The organism is Xanthobacter agilis (assembly GCF_021730435.1).
Taxonomy (GTDB): domain Bacteria; phylum Pseudomonadota; class Alphaproteobacteria; order Rhizobiales; family Xanthobacteraceae; genus Xanthobacter; species Xanthobacter agilis.
In genome coordinates this window covers 15,810-34,082 of record NZ_JABWGX010000028.1, presented here as the reverse complement: position 1 = coordinate 34,082, position 18,273 = coordinate 15,810, and the positions used below count along the sequence as shown (strand labels likewise).

The window sequence follows — 18,273 nt, the reverse complement described above, 5'->3', positions numbered from 1 at the left end:
TCAGCCTCCATAGGGTTCGAGTACCAAGTCTCGCGTAACGATCACGCGGACCGGGAAGCCTGGCCGGATGGTCAGTGTCGGCGCGATGTTGAGCTGGCGCTGCACGATCTGCTGACCGGTCTGGTTGATGCTGTCGGATGCGCCGTTGCGCAACGCGCGGATGATGTCACTCTCCTGACCCGATGATCCCGCCTCGGCACCAACGCTGAGCAGCGTTGAAAGCGCCGCGGCCTTGAACAGCTCACCCCAATGGTAGTCGACGCCATCTTCGAGCCCGGCATAGCCCTCGGCGTCTGCACCTGGCTGGCGCTCCAACACGATCGAGCGGCCATTGGGGAAGATCAGCCGGTTCCAGACCAGCAGCACTCGGCGCTGACCGAAGCCGACGCCGTTGTCGTACTGACCGATGATCCGCGTGCCCTGCGGAACGAGCAGGATGCGCCCGGTCGGGCTATCATAGACGTTCTCCGTGACCTGAGCAGTGATCTGGCCGGGAAGATCGGAGCGGATGCCGGTGATGAGTGCCGCCGCGATGACCGCCCCCGCCTGAAGCACATTGGCCGACGCAGGAGCGGCGATACGATCCGGTGAGACCGTGCGCTTGTCGGGTGCCCGGTTCAGAAATGCGAGTTGACGATCCTGCGCGGACGGCGTCGCAGGCTGTGGTGCCAGCCCAAGGCTGGAGAGGTCCGCCTGCGGCGTGACCGCCGCTTGCGGCTGAGGGACAGCGGTGCTGGCTGGCCGCGTCTCGGTCGAAGCAAAGAGACGTGCCGTCCGCGCGGCCTCCGACTCCTGAATGCGGCGCTGCTCTTCCTGACTGATCCCCGGATTGGGCGTCGCGATCTCCGGTGTCGGCACCGGCTGGCCGGCATTCTGGGCGCTGAGGATCGGGCGGCCGAGGTCGCCCGGCAGCGGCGGACCGAGCTTCGGGATACCGGCATAGTCCTTCGGCAAGGCGGCGAGGCCGTCGGGCGTCGTCCGGTTGTCGGTCGAATACAGTTCCTCGTTCGTCTTGCCGCCGCGCTGGGTTTGAAGCGCGTAGATCAACGTTCCGCCGATACCGATGCCGGCAAGCACACCAAGGGCGATCAGCACCTTTCGCGACAGACGCGTCACGCGCGGCGGTTCGGGGCGCAGCCGCATCGGCGCGACAGGCTCTCCGGTCAGCGGCCGGGCATCGGCGTCTGCGTCCGGCTTCTGACGATCGGGGTCGATCTCACTCACGACGCCGGCCTCCCGTCGGTGCGCGAGATGCGAACGCGCTTCTGATTCTTGTCGGCGCCGAAGCGCAACTCGGCGGCAGCGAACAACCGGTCGACGATCATGTAGTTGTCGCGCACCCGATAATTCACCAGTTCCGAGGTATCGCCCTCCGGACCGACGACGAAGAGCGGTGGCATCTCGCCCTGGCCGATACCGCGCGGGAACTCGATGAAGACCTGGCGGCCGTCGTCGAAGGCGCGGAGCGGCCGCCACGGCGCGCGATCGCCCGTCACTTCGTAGCGGAAGTTGACGCGCGCGAGATCGATGCCGGTCGCCACCGGCTGGACGGCTTGCGCCTCGGCGTTCTGCCGGCGCAGCGCGATGAGCTGATCCTGTGGATACTGCCAGGACACCGAGGCCATATAGGTCTTCTCGGTCGAGCGCAGCTCCATGTGGTAGGTGCGCGCGTTGGTGTTGATGACAAGATTGGTCATCAGCTCGGGCCGGGTCGGTTTGACGAGGATATGAACCTGCTTGGTGGTGCCGGCGCCGCTCTCGGTGTCGCCGATGATCCAACGCACCGTGTCGCCGGCGGCAACGGGTCCCGAGCCGACCAGTGTTTCGCCGGCCTGCAAGGCGATGTCGGTAATCTGGCCGGGCGCGGTGTAGACTTGATAGAGCGCGCCATCGACGAAGGGATAGACCTGGATGGCGTTGATGAAGCCGTTCCTGACCGGTTGCATCCGCGCGGCGGCGTTGGCCTCGTTCACCCGCGCGGCCGGGTCCGGCAGTTCGGGCGTCGGCTTGCCGTCCTTGCCGACGGGCTTCAACTGGCCGGGCAACGGGAGAGGCTTCGGCAATTCCACCACTCGGACCGGCACCGGCGGATCGGCGGTCTGGACAGCAGGCATCGCATCGTCATAGGAGATTTCGGGCGGCTTCTGCGCCGTGGCACAGCCGGCGAGCACGGATGTGAAAGCCAAGAGAAGCGGCAAGGCGGATTTACGGAAAGCCGGACGTCCCGCTTGTCCGGGGGCGGCCTTGCGGAAGGTCGGCGTCATTGGGTCAGCTCCTTCGACCAGTTGATGGCGGTGACGTAGATTCCGAGCGGGTTCGCCCGGAGCTTTTCGGCGTCGCGCGGCACCTGCACGACGACGGTCAAGATGGCGGTCCAGCGTTCGGTGGAGGCGAGCGAGCCGTCCAGATAGGTCCGCTGAACCCAGGCGACGCGGAAACTGTCGGGCGACGCGCGGATGACGCTCGAGACATCGACGGCGATCTGCGTCTTGCCGACCTTGGTGAAGGGGTCGTTGGCGCGGGCGTAGTCGTTGAGCGCCAGCGCCCCGGCCTGCGTGGTGAAATCGTAGGCTCGGAGCCAGTTCTGGCGAACGATGATGGCGTCGGCCGGGATCGAACGAACCTCTTCAATGAAGCGCGCAAGATGGAAGGCGATCTGCGGATCGGTCGGCCGATAATCGGCGCTAGCCGGAGCGACAGCCTGCGCTGCGCCGAGCTTGTCGACCTGCACCACCCACGGCACGACCGAGCCACTCAACGATTGCCAGACCAGCGCCACGGAGAGCCCCACCGACAAGGCCAGTGATCCGAAGGCCATCAGTCGCCAGTTCTTCGCCTGTACGCGGGCCGAGCCGATGCGGTCGTCCCAGACCTGGGCGGCGCGTTGATAGGGCGTCTCGGGTTCGGGAGATCTGCCGTAATGGGTGGAGGGTCGTTTGAACATCAGCGGTCGCTTTCAGAAAGATGGACGGACGAGCCGCCGCCATGGCTGTCGCCGGACTTGACCGCATGGGCGGCGGCCTGGACGCCGTGCGACATCGCTTGCGAGCGCTTCATGCGCTTGGCCCAAGCGGGCGGACCGTCCGTGGTTGCAGATGAGGAAGCGATGGCATCCGGTGCGCCGCCTTCGCCGGTGACCGACTGGCCACCAGATCCGAAGCTCTCCTTCATCGACGCAGCGGCGCGCTTGAACGGACTAGCAAAGGCGAAGCCGAGTTTGGATGCGCCGGTACCGGCGACATTGCCGAGACTTGCTGCGATGCCTGACGCGCCAGTGTGTCCGGCCGCGCCGAGGATGTAAGCAGACGACGCTCCGCCTGCGAGAGCAGCCCCACCACGCGCCGCTGCGGCAGCGCCTCCCGCCAACGCCGCACCACCGGAGGCTGCGGCACCGACCGCCGCAGCACCCGCCATCGCCATGCCGCCGGCGGCAAGACCTGTTCCGATCGCCGCGCCGGCACCGAGTTGCGGCCCTCCAGAGACGAGACCGTTGGCGATGCCGGGACCGAAGATGCCGAGGCCGAGCAGCGACAACGCCGCCAGCACGATTGCCATGGCGTCGTCGATCGTCGGCGTCGCGCCGTTGAAGCCGGCGGTGAACTCGGAGAACAGCGTCGAGCCGATGCCGATGATGACGGCGAGCACCATCACCTTGATGCCCGACGAGATCACGTTGCCGAGCACCCGCTCGGCCATGAAAGCGGATTTGCCAAAGAGGCCGAAGGGGATCAGCACGAAGCCAGCGAGCGTCGTCAGCTTGAACTCGATTAGCGTGACGAAGAGCTGGACGGCGAGGATGAAGAAGGCGAGCAGGATCAGCGCCCAGGCGAACAGCAGGCAGGCGATCTGGATGAAGTTCTCGAAGAACGACACCCAGCCCATCAGATCGGAAATGGAATCGAGCAGCGGCCGTCCGGCATCAAGACCGGTCTGCGCCACCTTGCCGGGACGCATGAGATCGCTGACCGAGAAGCCCGTGCCCGACGCTTTCAGGCCGAGCCCCGCAAAACTCTCGAAGACGATGCGCGCGAGGTTGTTCCAGTTGCCGATGATGTAGGCGAAGACGCCGACGAACAGGGTCTTTTTGATCAGCCGAGCGATGATGTCGTTGTCGGCGCCCCACGACCAGAACAGTGCGGCCAGCGTCACGTCGATGACGATCAACGTCGTGGCGATGAAGGCCACCTCGCCCTGCAAAAGACCGAAGCCGCTGTCGATGTAGCGGGTGAAGACTTCCAGGAAGTGGTCGATGACGCCGGAGCCGCCCATGGTCAATGCGCCTCCGGCGAGGTGGCACCGAGGAAGCTGTCACGGTTCTCCGCCCATGCCTTGAGGCAGCTCGCATCACGGCTGGCGGCCTCGCCCATGTCGCGGCAATGCCGGAGCACGGCTCGCAGTGGTTCGGGATTGCCGCCGTGAGGACGGCTGACGGTGCGGATCTCCGTCGCTTCGTCGTTACGCGTCAGTTCGATCACCGTGGCGGTGATCGCCACCGCGACGAAGGCGACGGCACCGATACGTGCGAGGGTCTTGCCGTCCATCGCCGCGCCCTCAGTTGCTGCCGTAGAACATCTTGGCCGCGCCGGGCTGGTAGCCCGTGCCAGGCGTCAGGAAGCGGCGGCGCTGCTCGCGGCCCTGTTCGGCCGCGGCCGCGCGCTCGGCCTCGGTCAGCGCTTGTGCCCGGCCGTTGGCGGCGACGACGGCGGTAAGATCAGCGAGCTGCTGGGCCTGAAGCGCGAGAAGTTGGTTGCCGGCCTGCGTCGCCTGGAGCGCGCCGGTGGCGGACTGGCTCGATCCGACCAGCACCGGCATCTGGGTGCTGTTGGTGTCGATATTGCCGACGACGGTGGCCTGCACTCGCATGGCGTCCTGCAAACCGGCGACTGAGTTCTGCCAGCGCGTCTTGGCGTCGGCGATCAGGGTGGCGCTGCTCGCCGAGGTCGAGGCCGTGCCGTAGGTCGTCTGGAAGGCCCGGTCGATGTTCTGGACATCGTAGGCGATGTTCTGCGCTTGCGTGAGAAGCGCCTGCGTCTTGGCGATCGACTGCTGAAGCTGGCTGAGGGACGAGTACGGCAGGCTCGCCAGATTGCGGGCCTGATTGATCAGCATCGTCGCTTCGTTCTGAAGCTGGGTGATCTGCTGATTAACCTGCTGGAGCGTGCGCGCCGCCGTGAGAACGTTCTGCGCGTAGTTGGTCGGATCGTAGACGATCCACTGCGCGGCGGCCGGCGTGGTGACGATCGGCGCCAGTGCCAGCGGCATGGACAGGATGGATGCGGCGACGAACGCCGCGCGGGAACGGCCACGGACACGAGGAAGCGTCATGATGGGATCTCCATATTGGTGAGGTTGGGGATGAGGTCGGCGGCCCAGGCGACGCCGCGATGGCGAAGCCAGGCGGCGAGGAAGCCGTCGCGGCCATGCTCGGCGACGATGCGGGCGATCTCGGTCTGGTCGGTTTTCGACGAGGCGGCGCAGAGCGCCAATGCCACGTCGGACAGGCCCAGCTCGAACAGCCGGTTGCCGCGCCGCGACTGGCAGTAATAGTCGCGCTTCGGCGTGGCTCGCGCGAGGATCTCGATCTGGCGGTCGTTGAGGCCGAACCGCCGATAGATGGCGGTAATCTGCGGCTCGATCGCCCGCTCGTTCGGGAGCAGAAGCCGGGTTTGGCAGCTCTCGATGATGGCGGGCGCGATGGCCGAACCGTCGATGTCCGACAGCGATTGGGTGGCGAAGATCACGCTGGCGTTCTTCTTGCGCAGCGTCTTCAGCCACTCGCGGAGCTGGCCGGAAAATCCCTCGTCGTCGAGGGCGAGCCAGCCTTCGTCGATGATGATGAGCGTTGGCGAGCCGTCGAGCCGGTCGCCAATACGATGAAACAGATAGGCCAGCACGGCAGGCGTGGCCTCGGTGCCGATCAGCCCTTCGGTCTCGAAGGCCTGGACCGTGGCGGAGCCGAGATATTCGGCCTCCGCGTCGAGCAAGCGTCCATGGGCGCCGCCGACGCAGTAAGGCCGGAGCGCCTGCTTCAGGTCATTGGATTGGAGCAGGACCGCAAGGCCGGTGATGGTGCGCTCGGCGACCGGCGCGGAGGCCAACGAGGTCAGCGCCGTCCAGATGTATTCTTTCACCTCTGGCGTGATGGCGACGCCTTCGCGGGTCAGGATCGCCACGATCCAGTCGGCGGCCCAGGCGCGCTCGGGCACGTCATGGATGCGGGCAAGCGGCTGGAGGCTGACGCTCTCCTCCGCCTCATCCGACAATCCGCCGCCGAGATCGTGCCAGTCCCCACCCATCGCCAGAGCGGCCGCGCGAATGCTGCCGCCGAAGTCGAAGGCGAACACTTGGGCGTCGGCATAGCGCCGGAACTGGAGCGCCATGAGCGCGAGCAGCACGGACTTGCCAGCGCCGGTCGGGCCGACGACGAGCGTATGGCCGACATCGCCGACGTGAAGGGATAACCGGAACGGGGTCCAGCCTTCGGTCTTGCCGAACAGCAGTGGGGGCGCTGCAAAATGCTCGTCCCGTTCCGGACCCGCCCACACCGCACTGAGCGGTATCATGTGGGCGAGGTTCAAAGTGCTGATGGGCGGTTGTCGGACGTTGGCGTAGACGTGGCCGGGCAAGCTGCCGAGCCAGGCATCTGCGGCGTTGATCGTCTCCGCCATCGCCGTGAAATCGCGGCCCTGGACGATTTTTTCGACCAGCCGCAGCTTCTCGTCGGCGAGACGCGGATCGTCGTCCCAGACTGTGACGGTCGCGGTGACATAGGCGATACCGGCATAGTCTGCGCCCAGTTCCTGCAGGGCCATATCAGCGTCAGCCGCTTTGTTGGCGGCGTCGGTATCGACCAGCGCCGAGGCCTCGTTGGTCATCACCTCTTTCAGGATGGCGGCGATCGACTTGCGCTTGGCGAACCATTGCCGCCGGATCTTGGTCAGCAGCTTGGTGGCGTCGGTCTTGTCGAGCAGGATGGCGCGGGTGGACCAGCGATAGGGAAAGGCCAGCCGGTTCAGCTCGTCGAGCAGACCGGGCGTGGTCGCGGACGGGAAGCCCACGATGGTCAGCACGCGCAGATGCGTCGAACCCAAGCGCGGCTCCAGCCCGCCGGTGAGCGGCTGGTCGGCCACGAGCGCGTCGAGATACATCGGCGTCTCGGGCACGCGAACGCGGTGCCGATTGGTGGAGACGGTCGAATGCAGATAGGTCAGCGTCTGGGCATCATCGAGCCAGACGCATTCCGGCATGAAGCCATCGACCAGTTGCAGCACGCGGTCGGTGCGATCGACGAAGCCGGTGAGCATCTCGCGTCCATCGACGCCAACGCGCTCGCGGCCCTCGTACAACCAGGTCTCGGCCCGTGCCGCGTCCTCGACCGGCGGCAGATAAGTGAAGGTCACGAAATAGCTGGATTCGTAATGCGATCCGGCTTCCTCCAGATCGGCCTTGCGCTCGGCATCGACCAGAGCCGAGGCCGCATCGGGAAACCGGCTGGCCGGATAGGACTCGGCCTCATGCCGCTGGGCCTCGACGAAGATCGCCCACCCCGATCCCAGGCGGCGGAAGGCATTGTTGAGCCGCCCAGCGACCGCGACCAGTTCGGCGGGCACGGCACTGTCGAGGTCGGGACCACGGAAGCACGCTGTGCGCTGGAAGCTGCCGTCCTTGTTGAGGACGACGCCTTCGCCCACGAGTGCGACCCAGGGCAAGAAGTCGGCGAGACGGGTAGCAGTGCGGCGATATTCAGCCAGGTTCATCATGGGATCGGCCTCCTCAAACGCCAAGATGGCCGGGGATGCGCAGATGGCGGCGCACCACATCGACGAACATCGGATCGCGCTTCGCCGCCCATACGGCGGCGAGATGGCCGACAGCCCAGATGGCGAGGCCGACCAGCCAGAGGCGCAGGCCCAGGCCAAGCGCCGCCGCCAGCGTGCCGTTGAGGATGGCGAGGCCACGCGGCGCGCCGCCGAGCAGGATATGCTCGGTCAGCGCCCGGTGGACCGGCACGGAATAACCCGGCACTTCGCCGGCGTTGTCAGGCAGCGAGGCCATCAGACCAGCGCCCCGCCGCCGAACGAGAAGAACGACAGGAAGAAGCTGGACGCGGCAAACGCGATCGACAGGCCGAAAACGATCTGGATCAGCCGGCGGAAGCCGCCGGACGTATCGCCGAAGGCCAGCGCCAGGCCGGTCGAGATGATGACGATCACCGCGATGATCTTGGCGACCGGGCCTTCGATCGACTGGAGGATGGATTGCAGCGGGGCTTCCCACGGCATCGACGAACCGGAGGCGTAGGCGGCGGGCGCCAACATGAGGCTGAGGGAAACGGTGGCGGCGGCCATCGCCATGCGGCGGCAGCCCCGCGAAAGCGTTCGGATCATCGGATATCTCCTGTGGGTTCAAGATTGAGGACGGGCTGGATGTCGCCGCCGTCACCGACAGCAGGCACGACGCGGTAATCGCCTTGCGCGCCGAGGCCTTCGACCCGGGCGAGTTCGACGAGGCGGCGTTGCGATCCGCGCCCAGCCAGGACCGCGACGAGATCGATGGTCTCGGCGATCAGTGCGCGGGGCACGGTGACGACGGCTTCCTGGATGAGTTGCTCCATCCGCCGGAGCGCGCCGATGGCGCTGCCGGCGTGGATGGTGCCGATGCCGCCGGGATGGCCCGTGCCCCACGCCTTCAACAGATCGAGCGCTTCCGGGCCGCGCACCTCGCCGATCGGGATTCGGTCAGGCCGCAGGCGCAGCGACGAGCGAACGAGATCAGAGAGCGAGGCGACGCCATCCTTGGTGCGCATGGCGACGAGGTTGGGCGCGGCGCATTGCAGCTCGCGCGTGTCCTCGATCAGCACGACGCGATCGGCGGTCTTGGCGACCTCGGCCAGCAGCGCGTTGGTTAGCGTCGTCTTGCCAGTCGAGGTGCCTCCGGCGACGAGGATGTTGGCGTGCGACGCGACGGCTGAACGCAACGCCTCGCCCTGTCCCGCCGACATAATCCCGGCGGCGACATAATCGTCGAGCGTGAACACGGCGACGGCGGGTTTACGGATCGCGAAAGCCGGTGCGGCCACGACCGGCGGCAACAGTCCCTCGAACCGCTCGCCGGTTTCGGGCAGTTCGGCCGACACACGCGGCGCGCCGGAGTGGACCTCCGCACCGACATGATGCGCGACCAGACGCACGATCCGCTCGCCATCGGCCGGCGACAGTCGCTCACCTGTATCGGACAGGCCTTCCGACAGCCGGTCGATCCATAGCCGCCCATCCGGGTTCAGCATCACTTCGACGACGGTGGGGTCTTCCAGAAATCGCGCGATGGCGGGGCCGAGCGCGGTGCGCAGCATCCGCGCGCCTCGCGTCAAGCTCTCCGAATTCTGCTGCGATACCGCCATCTGATCCCCGATCTAGCCCGGGGGCAACACAGATGCTCCCCGGACGGGGATGATTAAAAGAGCCGTAAGTTGGGCCGATTCAACAAGTATCTAGCAGCGTGCGGCTATGGCGAAGAAAAGGCGGCAATCGGCGGGATTGAATATTTGACGGGTGTTTCACTCGACCTGTTTTAGTCGGTTTCAGCGCCGCCAGTTCGTGCGGAGTCGATGTCACGCGACAGCTCCTTCAAGAATCGATCGCCGGTCGCGAGCCTGCGGCCGAGCGATTGCAGGAATCCGTCGAACCTCTCTGCGCCCTTTGCGCGAGCCGACGCCTGGGCGCTGTCGGGCAATGGTGGGGTCACGGTTAGCCAGAAGCGGATGAACAGCGAAAGCGTCTCGCCGAGGATGGCGAGATCCTCGTCCAGTCCGTCAACCTGTCGGCCGAGCTTGTCCATGCGCCGGGCGAACACCGCTTCCAGCCGTTCGGAAGCATCGGCCGACAGGAAGGACGCGACGGCCGCTTCGATCACGGCCGACTTGGAGACATTGCGGCGAAGCGCCAGCGCTTCGACCTTCTTCAGCAGATCCGGTTCGAAATAGACATTCATGCGGGCCTTGGTCTGCATGGTGACGGCTTCCTCTACAGTTCGATGCCATCGGCCGGGTCCATCGTTGCCTGTCGGGCGACGGACGTGACTTGCTGGCGGATGGTGCGGGCCTTGGCGGCGTCCACGTCCGGTTCGTCGTCGAGCACGTCGAACTCACCGGCCACCGGGCGTTCTTGGGGCACGATCTCCTCGTGCTTGGGCAGTTCGGGCTCGCGACGAATGCCGGCATTCGCAGGATCGGTCGCGGCGGCGTCGTGCGTCGGCGGTGCGGGTGGTGTGGATGATGCGACGGGTGCCGGTGTTTTTAGGGCCGACCAGTCGTCGCCTGATGGGCCATGCGGTGTTTTGGGTTTGGCGGACAGGTCCGGCGGTGGCAGCAACCGCTCCTTGAAACGCGCGTCCTCGTAATAGCGCGCCTTCCTCGCCCGGATCGGCGGCACGCCTGCGACCAGCAGCAGTTCGTCGGTCGGCGGAAGTTGCATGACCTCGCCGGGGGTCAGCAGCGGGCGTGCCGTCTCCTGCCGCGAGACCATGAGATGGCCGAGCCAGGGTGACAGCCGGTGGCCGGCATAGTTGGTGGAATCGCGCATCTCGGTCGCGGTGCCGAGCGAGTCCGAAACGCGCTTGGCGGTGCGCTCGTCGTTGGTGGCGAAGGCGACGCGGACATGGCAATTGTCGAGCACGGAATTGTTTGCGCCGTAAGCCTTCTCGATCTGGTTGAGGCTCTGCGCGATCAAGAAACTCTTGATGCCGTAGCCGGCCATGAAGGCCAGCGCCGACTCGAAGAAGTCGAGCCGTCCCAGCGCAGGAAACTCGTCCAGCATCAGCAACAGCCGATGGCGGTTGGCGGAAGCGTTCAATTCCTCGGTCAATCGCCGCCCGACCTGATTGAGGATTAGGCGGATCAGCGGCTTGGTGCGGGCGATGTCGGAGGGCGGCACGACGAGGTAGAGGCTGACGGGCCGCTTGCCCGAGACGAGATCGGCGATGCGCCAGTCGCAGCGCGCCGTCACCTTCGCCACCACGGGATCGCGATAGAGGCCGAGGAAGGACATGGCGGTGGACAGCACGCCCGAGCGCTCGTTGTCGGATTTGTTGAGCAACTCGCGCGCCGATGAGGCGATGACGGGATGCACGCCGGCTTCGCCCAGATGCGGCGTGGACATCATGGCGCGCAGCGTCGCCTCCATGGGGCGCTTCGGATCGGAAAGGAAGTTGGCGACGCCGGCCAGCGTCTTGTCCGGCTCGGCATAAAGGACGTGCAGGATCACGCCGACCAGCAGCGAATGGCTGGTCTTTTCCCAATGGTTCCGCTTGTCCAGCGCGCCTTCGGGATCGACGAGAATGTCGGCGATATTCTGAACGTCGCGCACTTCCCTATCGCCGCGCCGGACCTCCAGCAGCGGATTGTAGGCCGAGGACTTTGCGTCGGTCGGGTCGAACAGCAGGACGCGGCCGTGCCGGGCGCGAAACCCCGCCGTCAGACCCCAGTTCTCGCCCTTGATATCATGGACGATCACGCTGCCCGGCCAGGTCAGCAGCGTCGGCACCACGAGGCCGACGCCCTTGCCTGAACGGGTCGGCGCGAAGCACAGCACATGCTCCGGCCCGTTGTGGCGCAGATAGTTGCGCTCCAATCTGCCGAGCACCACGCCATCTGGGCCGAGCAGCCCGGCGGCCTTCACCTCCTCGGGAGAGGCCCAGCGTGCCGACCCGTAGGTGGCGGCGTTCTTGGCTTCACGCGCCCGGATGATCGATAGGGTGATGGCGACGGCGATGGACAGGAACCCGCCGGACGCTGCGATGATCGCTCCTTCGATGAAGATCGCGGGCGCGTAGGCGTCGTAAGAATACCACCACCAGAAGAAGGCCGGCGGATAATAGACCGGCCAGCCGCCCAACTCGAACCATGGTGTGCCGAGTTGCCCCTGAAACCCGAGCCGCCACGCCGTCCACTCGGTTGCGCCCCAGATCGTCGCCAGCACGATGGCGACGACGATGGTGATCTGGCCCCAGAGGACACGACCTCCCGACATACAGGCTCCAATCGGCAAAAGAGAAGGAGCCGATCAGAGAATAGGCGGTTTCGCGATAGGCAACATGAAAGAACAAGCGGCGTGCTGCCGGATACCATGGCGTAGAAATCGGATGGGTCAGTGCCGCGTGTTGCGAGCTTCTTCGACGGCCTGTTGGAGGATGCGCCGATAGCCGATCTTCGTCATCCACTGTGCGCGGGCGAGATGGCTTTCCCAGCACGCCTTCGTTCGGTCTTGCTCTGCCAGCGGATCGCGATGCAGGACGATCCTCGCCACCTCCGCCCAGTCCGCACCGTCGGTCTCGGCGTCCAGCAGGCGCAAATAGGTGACGAAATGCGCCTCGTCATAGAGGGTTACGTCCGGCGCCGCCGGGGCCAGGTCATCAACGTCAGGATCGAGTTCGGGTTTGACGCGCATCTGGTCCTCCCTCGGACCCACGGAAACAATAATCCTGAAATGGGATAATCCCAGATCAGGATTATCGGAACTGCTCCCCTTTTTCAATGGAGAGCCGTCCGAATGCAGAAAACCTTGCGCGCGCCCCGCCAACAACTTCTTCAGACGCTTCTCTCGGCAGCACGCAAGGACAGAAATCTGACGCAGGCGGAACTTGCCGATCGGCTGAACAAGCCGCAGTCCTTCGTCGCCAAGTATGAGAACGGAGAGCGACGGATTGATGTTATCGAGTTCGTAGATATTGCGGCTGCGCTTGAAGTGTCCACCGCTGAAATACTGTCGCGGATTGAATCGGTCGGTCGCGGGTCATGACAAGCAACTGACGCAGGAGGAATTGGCGGATCGCTCGGGTTTGAGCGCCCGCTACGTCGGGGCGGTCGAACGCGCCGACGTATCCGCCAGCGTCACTGTCGTTGGGTAGATTGCCGAAGCGCATGGTGCTGAGCCTGGGGATTTGCTCAAGGCTTCAGGCGTGCGGGCTTGAGCGACGGGCTTCCTTGGCGAGGTCGAGCAAATCGCGGAGCGCCACGGCGCGGTTGTTCGGCGACCACACCGCCGAGAAGACAGCGGGCTTGTGCTCGTCGATAATCGGGAGGAAGACCACGCCCGGAAATCGGATCTGCGCCGTCGCCTCCGGGACCAGCGTCACACCGTAGCCCTGCTCGACCATCGATATCAGCGTCAGCCGGTCCACGTCGAAGCGTTGGATGGACGGTCGCGGCCAGCGCTCGGCGAGCCGCTGCAGGATAAGGTCGTGAAGCTGCGGGCCTGTTCCGCCGTAGCGGACCAGAAAGGTCTCTGCCGAAAGCTCGACCCAGGCGACACTTTCTCTGTGGGCAAGCGGATGCGTCGCCGGCAATGCGATCATGGTCTGTTCGGTCCATATCGGCTTTGAATGACAGTCCGGTATGGCCGGCGTTCCCAGCACAAAGGCGACATCGAGATTCCCGTCACGCACCTGCTTCACCGCCTCGCCCACCCTGCGCTCGGCGATCTCCATTTCAACGCCGGGGTAGAGCCCCCGGTAACGGTTCAGGAGATCGGCGAGGAAGCCGTTGGAGATCAGGGCGTTGGCGCCGATGCGCAGACGGCCGTGTTCGCCGCGCGCAAGCAGGCCAGCCGTTTTGACCGCATGGTCGAGGTGACCGATGCCGACCGCCACCTGATCGACAAAATGCCGTCCCGCCTCCGTTAACCGCACGCCGCGCGGTAGGCGTTCGAACAGCAGGATGCCCAAATCCTGCTCCAACAATTTCACGCGGGTGCTGACGCAGGATTGGCTCACGCCGAGCGTATTAGCGGCGTGACGAAAGTTCAAATGCTCTGCAACGGCCAAGGTTTGGATCAACGATGCCAGTGGAATGCGCGAACCCAAAGGTGAGAGCGCCTCAGTCAACCGCCGCGGCCTTTGGTCGTTACCTTTGGGTGAGGAAAGTCGACGCATAACTAGGCTGCCTCACCGACACCCGCTAAGACGATCAGAACCAAGTGTTTAGGGCTGCCGAATGCTGGCTAGAAGTTCATGCGGATAGCCCAGTGAGATCTCACTGGCTGCGTCCAGCCGCTTGATGGTTTCGTTATCAAGGCTGATTGATGCCGCACCGAGATTATCCTCTAGCTGTGCTGCGCTTCGCGGTCCGATGATCGGAAAGACGCCTTTGGATATCGCCCATGCTATGGCGATCTGTCCTGGCGATGCTCCAAGCTGCTCGGAAGCTTCCACGAGAATGTCGATGACCTTCGCGCTCAATCCGGCATCGTTATGCGATATCGCTCCCTTGAATGCTGTGGCGCGGCCTTCCTCGCCTTTGCGATATTTGCCGGTCAGAACGCCTCCAGCCAGAGGTGAATAGCCCATCACGGCGAGACCAAATTCATCGGCCATTGGCAGAAGCTCCCGCTCCGGCGTTCGTTGCAGCAGGCTATATTCGAGTTGAACCGCGCCGAGCGGAGCCCATCCCCTCATATCCGCGACGGTCGCAGCTTTCGCGACGCGCCAGGCTGGGGTGTTGGAGAAGCCGCCGAAGATAATCTTTCCAGCCGAAACGAGGTCTTCAAAACCGCGTACCACCTCTTCAATCGGGGTCGCGCCATCGTCCATGTGCGCGAGGTAGATGTCGATCCGATCGGTATTCAGACGCCTAAGGCTGGCTTCGACTGACTGTACCATCGCTTTTCGATGCGACCCTTGCGCGGCGACCGAGGGTTTCTGCGACGCCGTGCGGCTGTATTTGGACGAGATGATGTAGTCGTCCCGGCACGACGAAATAAACTCGCCGATGAGCGTTTCAGATTGCCCAAATTGATAAGCATCCGACGTGTCGATGAAATTGCCTCCGGCGACAACAAAATCGGTCAGAATCGCCTTGGCCTCATCGGGGGGAGATCCATAACCCGAGACGTTTCCGAGCATACCGCTTCCGAGGATCAAAGGAGATGCCTTGATGCCGGTCCCTCGGCCGAAATATCTGTACTTCATATCTGCGCTTCCTGTTCCAAGACTCAATAAAGTTGCTTGTTGGCTAGCAGCACGTCGATGTCGCCTGCGAAGACTTCGACTTGGTCTCTGTCGCGGTGCATGCGCCAATGCAGCTCGGCCACATCTTCCGCTGCAACAAGAGGGATGCCGGGCGGAAAATCCGATGCGTTGTCTGCGGCGGTCTTACCGGGAGGCGCCACCAGCCCCGCCACGGACACCAGACCGGCGTGTACGCCATTGGCGGCAAGGTCTTTGTTGAGCAGGCGGACATAGTTCAAAAGCGCACCCGCCGCGATGCCGAAGCTACCGGTGATAAGGGCGGGATGCTGAGCTGACGCCGCTGTAGTGAAGAGAAGGGTTCCGGTTTCCCGCTCCAGCATGGCGGGTAGGACCGCGCGTACCGCAGCAATGGCGCCGAGTACCTGAAGGTTGAGATGGAATTGTTCATTCTCAACATCGGTGTCTCTCGGCAGGCGCATGCTCGCAGGAGGCGGGGTTGGCCCGTATTCCAGCACATCGACGGAACCAAAACGCGAGATTACTTCGTCAATAGAGTTTGCCAGAGCGACTCTGTCGAGCACGTCGGTCGGGAATGCCGCCGCCCCCACGCCGATGTCTTTGAGATTGCTGGCATGGCCAGCCAGAGCAGTGGGGTTCCGCGCCAGCAACGCGACATTGAAGCCCTCGCGGCCGAAGCGCTCGGCTACTGCCATTCCTATTCCGGGCCCAGCGCCCACCACGGCAATTGTTTTCGACATCAGGAACTCCTTTCCCGGTTTATTTAACCCGACGATGTGATATGAATGAAATGATATGTTTTCAGAGTTGGTGTGAATGATATGCAGTTCATGGCTCTGGACCTGAATCTTCTCCGAGTCTTCGTGGTCCTGATGGATGAGGGGAATGCTACGCGCGCGGGCGAGCGCCTGAACCTCAGCCCCTCGGCAGTCAGCCACGCACTCAGCCGCCTTCGCGACCGGTTGGGTGATCCTCTGTTCATTCGAGGCAGCGCGAGCCTGCGTCCGACACCGCGAGCGCTGGAAATGGCGCCGCTGGTGCGCCGCGCAATGGAGGACCTGGAGCGGGCTGTGTCCTTTACGCCCTTTGATCCAGCCACATCGGAACGTGAGTTCGTCGTCGTCGCTAGCGCCTATGGCTGCTCCGTTCTGTTGCCCAAAGTCGCCGCAGCATTGCGCGAAGCATCTCCGGGATCGAAGCTACGCATCAGGGCGCCGGGGCCTGGGCTGGCCGAAGCGCTCGATCAAGGCATGGTCGATGTCGTGGTCTGCGCATACGAGGAAGTTCCACCACGCTTTACGTATGACGCGCTTTTCGAAGAGACCGCCGTCTGGGTGGTTCGGGGAAAACACCCCGCAGCTAAGCAAGGACTTTCGATCGGAAAGCTGTCGATGCTTTCCCGCATTGCTGTCTCGGCGCTGGACCCCTGGAACGGCGAGGACTCCACCCTCGATGGTTCAGGCCTTAAGCGTCCGGTAGGCTGGAGCGAGGTCTACATGCAGGGACTGGAGACTATGCCCGCGCCGTCGCTTTGGGCTCCGGATGTGCATACCGCGCGGGAAATCGTACTGGAGACGGACATGACGGCATTGCTGCCGCGACGTCTGGTCGCCAGCGCGCTTCGGGCAGGTCAGCTTGTGGAGGCTAAGACCGCCTATATTCCACCAGCCGTTCGCATCGGCGCGATCACCGCTAAGGCTGGAGCGAACACACCAGCCCAGTGGTTGAAGCAGTTGATGGTTTCGTCGTCTGAAGCAGAGCGCGATTGACGCACCACTCGGCCGGCAATGCCTCGGTGCCGCCTCTACAGGCCCAATCCCCTCGGCCGCCCCAATTGCCACGATACTGACCCGCCCTGCACGATGCCCGTCACCTCTTTGCCGAGCTGGCGGTCGATCACCGGCCGCCACGGCACAAGCGTAAACTCGCGGCTCTTCTCGACGATGGCGAACTTTCCGCTGGTGAGCTGGACCGTCCCGGTGAAGGTGCCGTTGACCGTCTCACCGTCGCCAGCCGCCCGGAACGGCATCGGCTTTGTCGCCGCCAAATCCGCCCCGGCGCGGGCGACCTCGCGCGTCTCCAACGTCGATAGAAGATCGCGGCGGTAGAGGATGCGCCCGTTCTGCTGGCGCGTGGCGTCGCCCTGTTCGATCAAGCGATCGCGGCGGCGGTCCATCGCCTGGCTGACCTCCTGTCCAAACCCCGCCGGTGCGATTTCGGACGGACCACGCCCGACCAGCCTGCGGTCCAGCCAGGTCGCACCGTCCGCCGTGATCTGCTGTTCCAGATCGAAGGTCGAGAGGACACGGATGTTGAGCTGGCGACCTCGGCCAGCGTCATGGGCGACGGCGCGCGTCTCGAAGTCCTGCGGGATGCGCCACTGGTCGGCGTCGATGCGCTCGACGACGCCGGCGCGGCGCAACGCCTCCAGCCGACGCACATGGGCATCGACGAACCCATCATAATCGCCACCTGGCACACGGCCGTCGAAGCGGGCCTGCTCCAGATGGCGGCTCGGCCGATAGATGCCATCCTCCGCAATGCCGGCGATGGCGCGGTCAGCCGGACGTGGTCCGGCGTCGGCCGTGCCGATCTCGATAACGCTGCCGATCCGGGCGTCCGCCACCTTCGCCTGATCGACGCCGGAGACGTGGTGGGTGCGGCCGTCGATGCCGTCGATCACCAGCGTCAGGTTCTCACCCAACTCGTCGGAAAGATGCTTGTCGATCACGCGGCCGACGATCGGCGTCGCGGGCGCGGTGTCGTGAATCTGGAAGCTCATTGGATCGCGGTCGTGGCCCTCGGCCTGCATCGCCTTCTGCATGGCGCGCACGATATCGCCGCGCTCGGCCATCTCGCGCAGCGTCGGCTCCAGCCGGTCGCTGAGTTCCCAGACGCCGGGGGACTGTTCGGCGGCGAGACCCATCTTCTCCAGTTTGCCGAGACGGCGAAGGCGAAGCGTCCGATCCTCTTGGCCGCTCAGATCGTCGGGCGCATGGCGCAGATCGAGCGCGCCGCCATCTGCCTCGTTGAGCATCGCCCGGTCGATCCGGGTGAAGCGGTCCTGGTCGATCTCGGCGGTCAGCTTGCGGCGCTGCTCGATCTCGGTGACGGGACCGAGTTCCAGCGTCGCCAGCTCGCTCGCCCGCTCGCGCACGCCGTTGGCAAGATAGTCGCCGTTGATGACCAGATCCTCGCCGAGATCGTCGCGGCCGTTGACGATGACATGGACATGGGGATGGCCGGTGTTGAAGTGGTTGACCGCGACCCAATCGAGCTTGGTCCCGAGGTCGG

General features: G+C 64.6%; 20 protein-coding genes. 3 read left to right on the top strand and 17 right to left on the bottom strand.

Going from position 1 to position 18,273, the window contains the following annotated elements; translation table 11 throughout:
• The 13 genes from HUW53_RS17915 to HUW53_RS17855 form a co-directional block, all read right to left on the bottom strand.
• Positions 1–1,224 carry a TraB/TrbI/VirB10 family type IV secretion system protein gene (locus tag HUW53_RS17915; RefSeq protein WP_237347122.1) on the bottom strand — a complete coding sequence of 408 codons (1,224 nt, stop codon included), beginning with the start codon at positions 1,222–1,224 and terminating at the stop codon, positions 1–3.
• A complete protein-coding gene (trbG, locus tag HUW53_RS17910; RefSeq protein WP_237347121.1) occupies positions 1,221–2,264 on the bottom strand; it encodes a P-type conjugative transfer protein TrbG in 1,044 nt (347 codons plus the stop codon). The genes HUW53_RS17915 and trbG overlap by 4 nt, the downstream gene beginning before the upstream one ends.
• On the bottom strand, positions 2,261–2,944 hold the full coding sequence (gene trbF / locus HUW53_RS17905; protein WP_237347120.1) for a conjugal transfer protein TrbF: 684 nt from the start codon (positions 2,942–2,944) through the stop codon (positions 2,261–2,263). Before trbF ends, trbG begins: the two co-directional genes overlap by 4 nt.
• A complete protein-coding gene (gene trbL, locus HUW53_RS17900) occupies positions 2,944–4,269 on the bottom strand; it encodes a P-type conjugative transfer protein TrbL (RefSeq protein WP_237347143.1) in 1,326 nt (441 codons plus the stop codon). Before trbL ends, trbF begins: the two co-directional genes overlap by 1 nt.
• A gap of 2 nt (positions 4,270–4,271) precedes the next feature.
• Complete coding sequence (trbK-alt, locus tag HUW53_RS17895) at positions 4,272–4,541, bottom strand: putative entry exclusion protein TrbK-alt (RefSeq protein WP_237347119.1); 270 nt, start codon at positions 4,539–4,541, stop codon at positions 4,272–4,274.
• A 10-nt stretch (positions 4,542–4,551) separates the two neighbouring features.
• On the bottom strand, positions 4,552–5,325 hold the full coding sequence (gene trbJ, locus HUW53_RS17890) for a P-type conjugative transfer protein TrbJ (protein WP_237347118.1): 774 nt from the start codon (positions 5,323–5,325) through the stop codon (positions 4,552–4,554).
• Positions 5,322–7,760 (bottom strand): conjugal transfer protein TrbE, encoded by a 2,439-nt coding sequence (gene trbE, locus HUW53_RS17885; RefSeq protein WP_237347117.1) that lies wholly within the window; start codon positions 7,758–7,760, stop codon positions 5,322–5,324. Before trbE ends, trbJ begins: the two co-directional genes overlap by 4 nt.
• Before the next feature lie 13 nt (positions 7,761–7,773).
• Positions 7,774–8,055 (bottom strand): VirB3 family type IV secretion system protein, encoded by a 282-nt coding sequence (locus HUW53_RS17880; RefSeq protein WP_237347116.1) that lies wholly within the window; start codon positions 8,053–8,055, stop codon positions 7,774–7,776.
• Positions 8,055–8,387, bottom strand: a complete 333-nt coding sequence (locus tag HUW53_RS17875; RefSeq protein WP_237347115.1) for a TrbC/VirB2 family type IV secretion system protein — start codon at positions 8,385–8,387, stop codon at positions 8,055–8,057. Before HUW53_RS17875 ends, HUW53_RS17880 begins: the two co-directional genes overlap by 1 nt.
• Complete coding sequence (gene trbB, locus HUW53_RS17870) at positions 8,384–9,400, bottom strand: P-type conjugative transfer ATPase TrbB (RefSeq protein WP_237347114.1); 1,017 nt, start codon at positions 9,398–9,400, stop codon at positions 8,384–8,386. Before trbB ends, HUW53_RS17875 begins: the two co-directional genes overlap by 4 nt.
• Before the next feature lie 170 nt (positions 9,401–9,570).
• Positions 9,571–10,008: a ribbon-helix-helix domain-containing protein gene (locus HUW53_RS17865; RefSeq protein ID WP_237347113.1), complete on the bottom strand. Its 438-nt coding sequence runs from the start codon at positions 10,006–10,008 to the stop codon at positions 9,571–9,573.
• 14 nt (positions 10,009–10,022) lie between these two features.
• A complete protein-coding gene (locus HUW53_RS17860) occupies positions 10,023–12,026 on the bottom strand; it encodes a conjugal transfer protein TraG (RefSeq protein ID WP_237347142.1) in 2,004 nt (667 codons plus the stop codon).
• Between the two features lie 117 nt (positions 12,027–12,143).
• Entirely contained in the window at positions 12,144–12,443 is a 300-nt protein-coding gene (locus HUW53_RS17855) for a DNA -binding domain-containing protein (protein ID WP_237347112.1), read from the bottom strand.
• 102 nt (positions 12,444–12,545) lie between these two features.
• On the opposite strand from HUW53_RS17855, the gene HUW53_RS17850 reads away from it, so the two are divergent.
• Together HUW53_RS17850 and HUW53_RS17845 are read left to right on the top strand one after the other, a co-directional pair.
• The gene (locus tag HUW53_RS17850; protein WP_237347111.1) at positions 12,546–12,794 is read left to right on the top strand and encodes a helix-turn-helix domain-containing protein; all 249 of its coding nucleotides are present in this window, start codon (positions 12,546–12,548) and stop codon (positions 12,792–12,794) included.
• Complete coding sequence (locus HUW53_RS17845) at positions 12,751–12,903, top strand: helix-turn-helix domain-containing protein (protein WP_237347141.1); 153 nt, start codon at positions 12,751–12,753, stop codon at positions 12,901–12,903. The genes HUW53_RS17850 and HUW53_RS17845 overlap by 44 nt, the downstream gene beginning before the upstream one ends.
• Positions 12,904–12,948: 45 nt before the next feature.
• On the opposite strand, the gene HUW53_RS17840 is transcribed toward HUW53_RS17845, so the two are convergent.
• The 3 genes from HUW53_RS17840 to HUW53_RS17830 all read right to left on the bottom strand — a co-directional run bounded on the left by HUW53_RS17840 (position 12,949) and on the right by HUW53_RS17830 (position 15,719).
• A complete protein-coding gene (locus HUW53_RS17840; protein ID WP_237347110.1) occupies positions 12,949–13,878 on the bottom strand; it encodes a LysR family transcriptional regulator in 930 nt (309 codons plus the stop codon).
• Between the two features lie 96 nt (positions 13,879–13,974).
• Positions 13,975–14,961 (bottom strand): aldo/keto reductase, encoded by a 987-nt coding sequence (locus HUW53_RS17835; RefSeq protein WP_237347109.1) that lies wholly within the window; start codon positions 14,959–14,961, stop codon positions 13,975–13,977.
• Between the two features lie 23 nt (positions 14,962–14,984).
• Positions 14,985–15,719, bottom strand: coding sequence for an SDR family NAD(P)-dependent oxidoreductase (locus HUW53_RS17830; RefSeq protein ID WP_237347108.1), 735 nt, complete (start codon positions 15,717–15,719; stop codon positions 14,985–14,987).
• Positions 15,720–15,809: 90 nt separating this feature from the next.
• Between HUW53_RS17830 and HUW53_RS17825 the strand changes: the two genes are divergently transcribed.
• Positions 15,810–16,748: a LysR family transcriptional regulator gene (locus HUW53_RS17825; protein ID WP_237347107.1), complete on the top strand. Its 939-nt coding sequence runs from the start codon at positions 15,810–15,812 to the stop codon at positions 16,746–16,748.
• Positions 16,749–16,783: 35 nt separating this feature from the next.
• Here HUW53_RS17825 and HUW53_RS22145 read toward each other — a convergent pair whose 3' ends face one another.
• Positions 16,784–18,016, bottom strand: a complete 1,233-nt coding sequence (locus HUW53_RS22145) for a DUF3363 domain-containing protein (protein ID WP_394085447.1) — start codon at positions 18,014–18,016, stop codon at positions 16,784–16,786.
• Positions 18,017–18,273 lie beyond the last annotated feature (257 nt).

Coding starts and splice junctions, on each gene's coding strand:
- trbG (WP_237347121.1), bottom strand. CDS start 2,264: ATGACGCCGACCTTCCGCAAGGCCGCCCCCGGACAAGCGGGACGTCCG.
- trbF (WP_237347120.1), bottom strand. CDS start 2,944: ATGTTCAAACGACCCTCCACCCATTACGGCAGATCTCCCGAACCCGAG.
- trbL (WP_237347143.1), bottom strand. CDS start 4,269: ATGGGCGGCTCCGGCGTCATCGACCACTTCCTGGAAGTCTTCACCCGC.
- trbK-alt (WP_237347119.1), bottom strand. CDS start 4,541: ATGGACGGCAAGACCCTCGCACGTATCGGTGCCGTCGCCTTCGTCGCG.
- trbJ (WP_237347118.1), bottom strand. CDS start 5,325: ATGACGCTTCCTCGTGTCCGTGGCCGTTCCCGCGCGGCGTTCGTCGCC.
- trbE (WP_237347117.1), bottom strand. CDS start 7,760: ATGATGAACCTGGCTGAATATCGCCGCACTGCTACCCGTCTCGCCGAC.
- HUW53_RS17880 (WP_237347116.1), bottom strand. CDS start 8,055: ATGGCCTCGCTGCCTGACAACGCCGGCGAAGTGCCGGGTTATTCCGTG.
- HUW53_RS17875 (WP_237347115.1), bottom strand. CDS start 8,387: ATGATCCGAACGCTTTCGCGGGGCTGCCGCCGCATGGCGATGGCCGCC.
- trbB (WP_237347114.1), bottom strand. CDS start 9,400: ATGGCGGTATCGCAGCAGAATTCGGAGAGCTTGACGCGAGGCGCGCGG.
- HUW53_RS17865 (WP_237347113.1), bottom strand. CDS start 10,008: ATGCAGACCAAGGCCCGCATGAATGTCTATTTCGAACCGGATCTGCTG.
- HUW53_RS17860 (WP_237347142.1), bottom strand. CDS start 12,026: ATGTCGGGAGGTCGTGTCCTCTGGGGCCAGATCACCATCGTCGTCGCC.
- HUW53_RS17855 (WP_237347112.1), bottom strand. CDS start 12,443: ATGCGCGTCAAACCCGAACTCGATCCTGACGTTGATGACCTGGCCCCG.
- HUW53_RS17850 (WP_237347111.1), top strand. CDS start 12,546: ATGCAGAAAACCTTGCGCGCGCCCCGCCAACAACTTCTTCAGACGCTT.
- HUW53_RS17835 (WP_237347109.1), bottom strand. CDS start 14,961: ATGAAGTACAGATATTTCGGCCGAGGGACCGGCATCAAGGCATCTCCT.
- HUW53_RS17830 (WP_237347108.1), bottom strand. CDS start 15,719: ATGTCGAAAACAATTGCCGTGGTGGGCGCTGGGCCCGGAATAGGAATG.
- HUW53_RS17825 (WP_237347107.1), top strand. CDS start 15,810: ATGGCTCTGGACCTGAATCTTCTCCGAGTCTTCGTGGTCCTGATGGAT.
- HUW53_RS22145 (WP_394085447.1), bottom strand. CDS start 18,016: ATGCTCAACGAGGCAGATGGCGGCGCGCTCGATCTGCGCCATGCGCCC.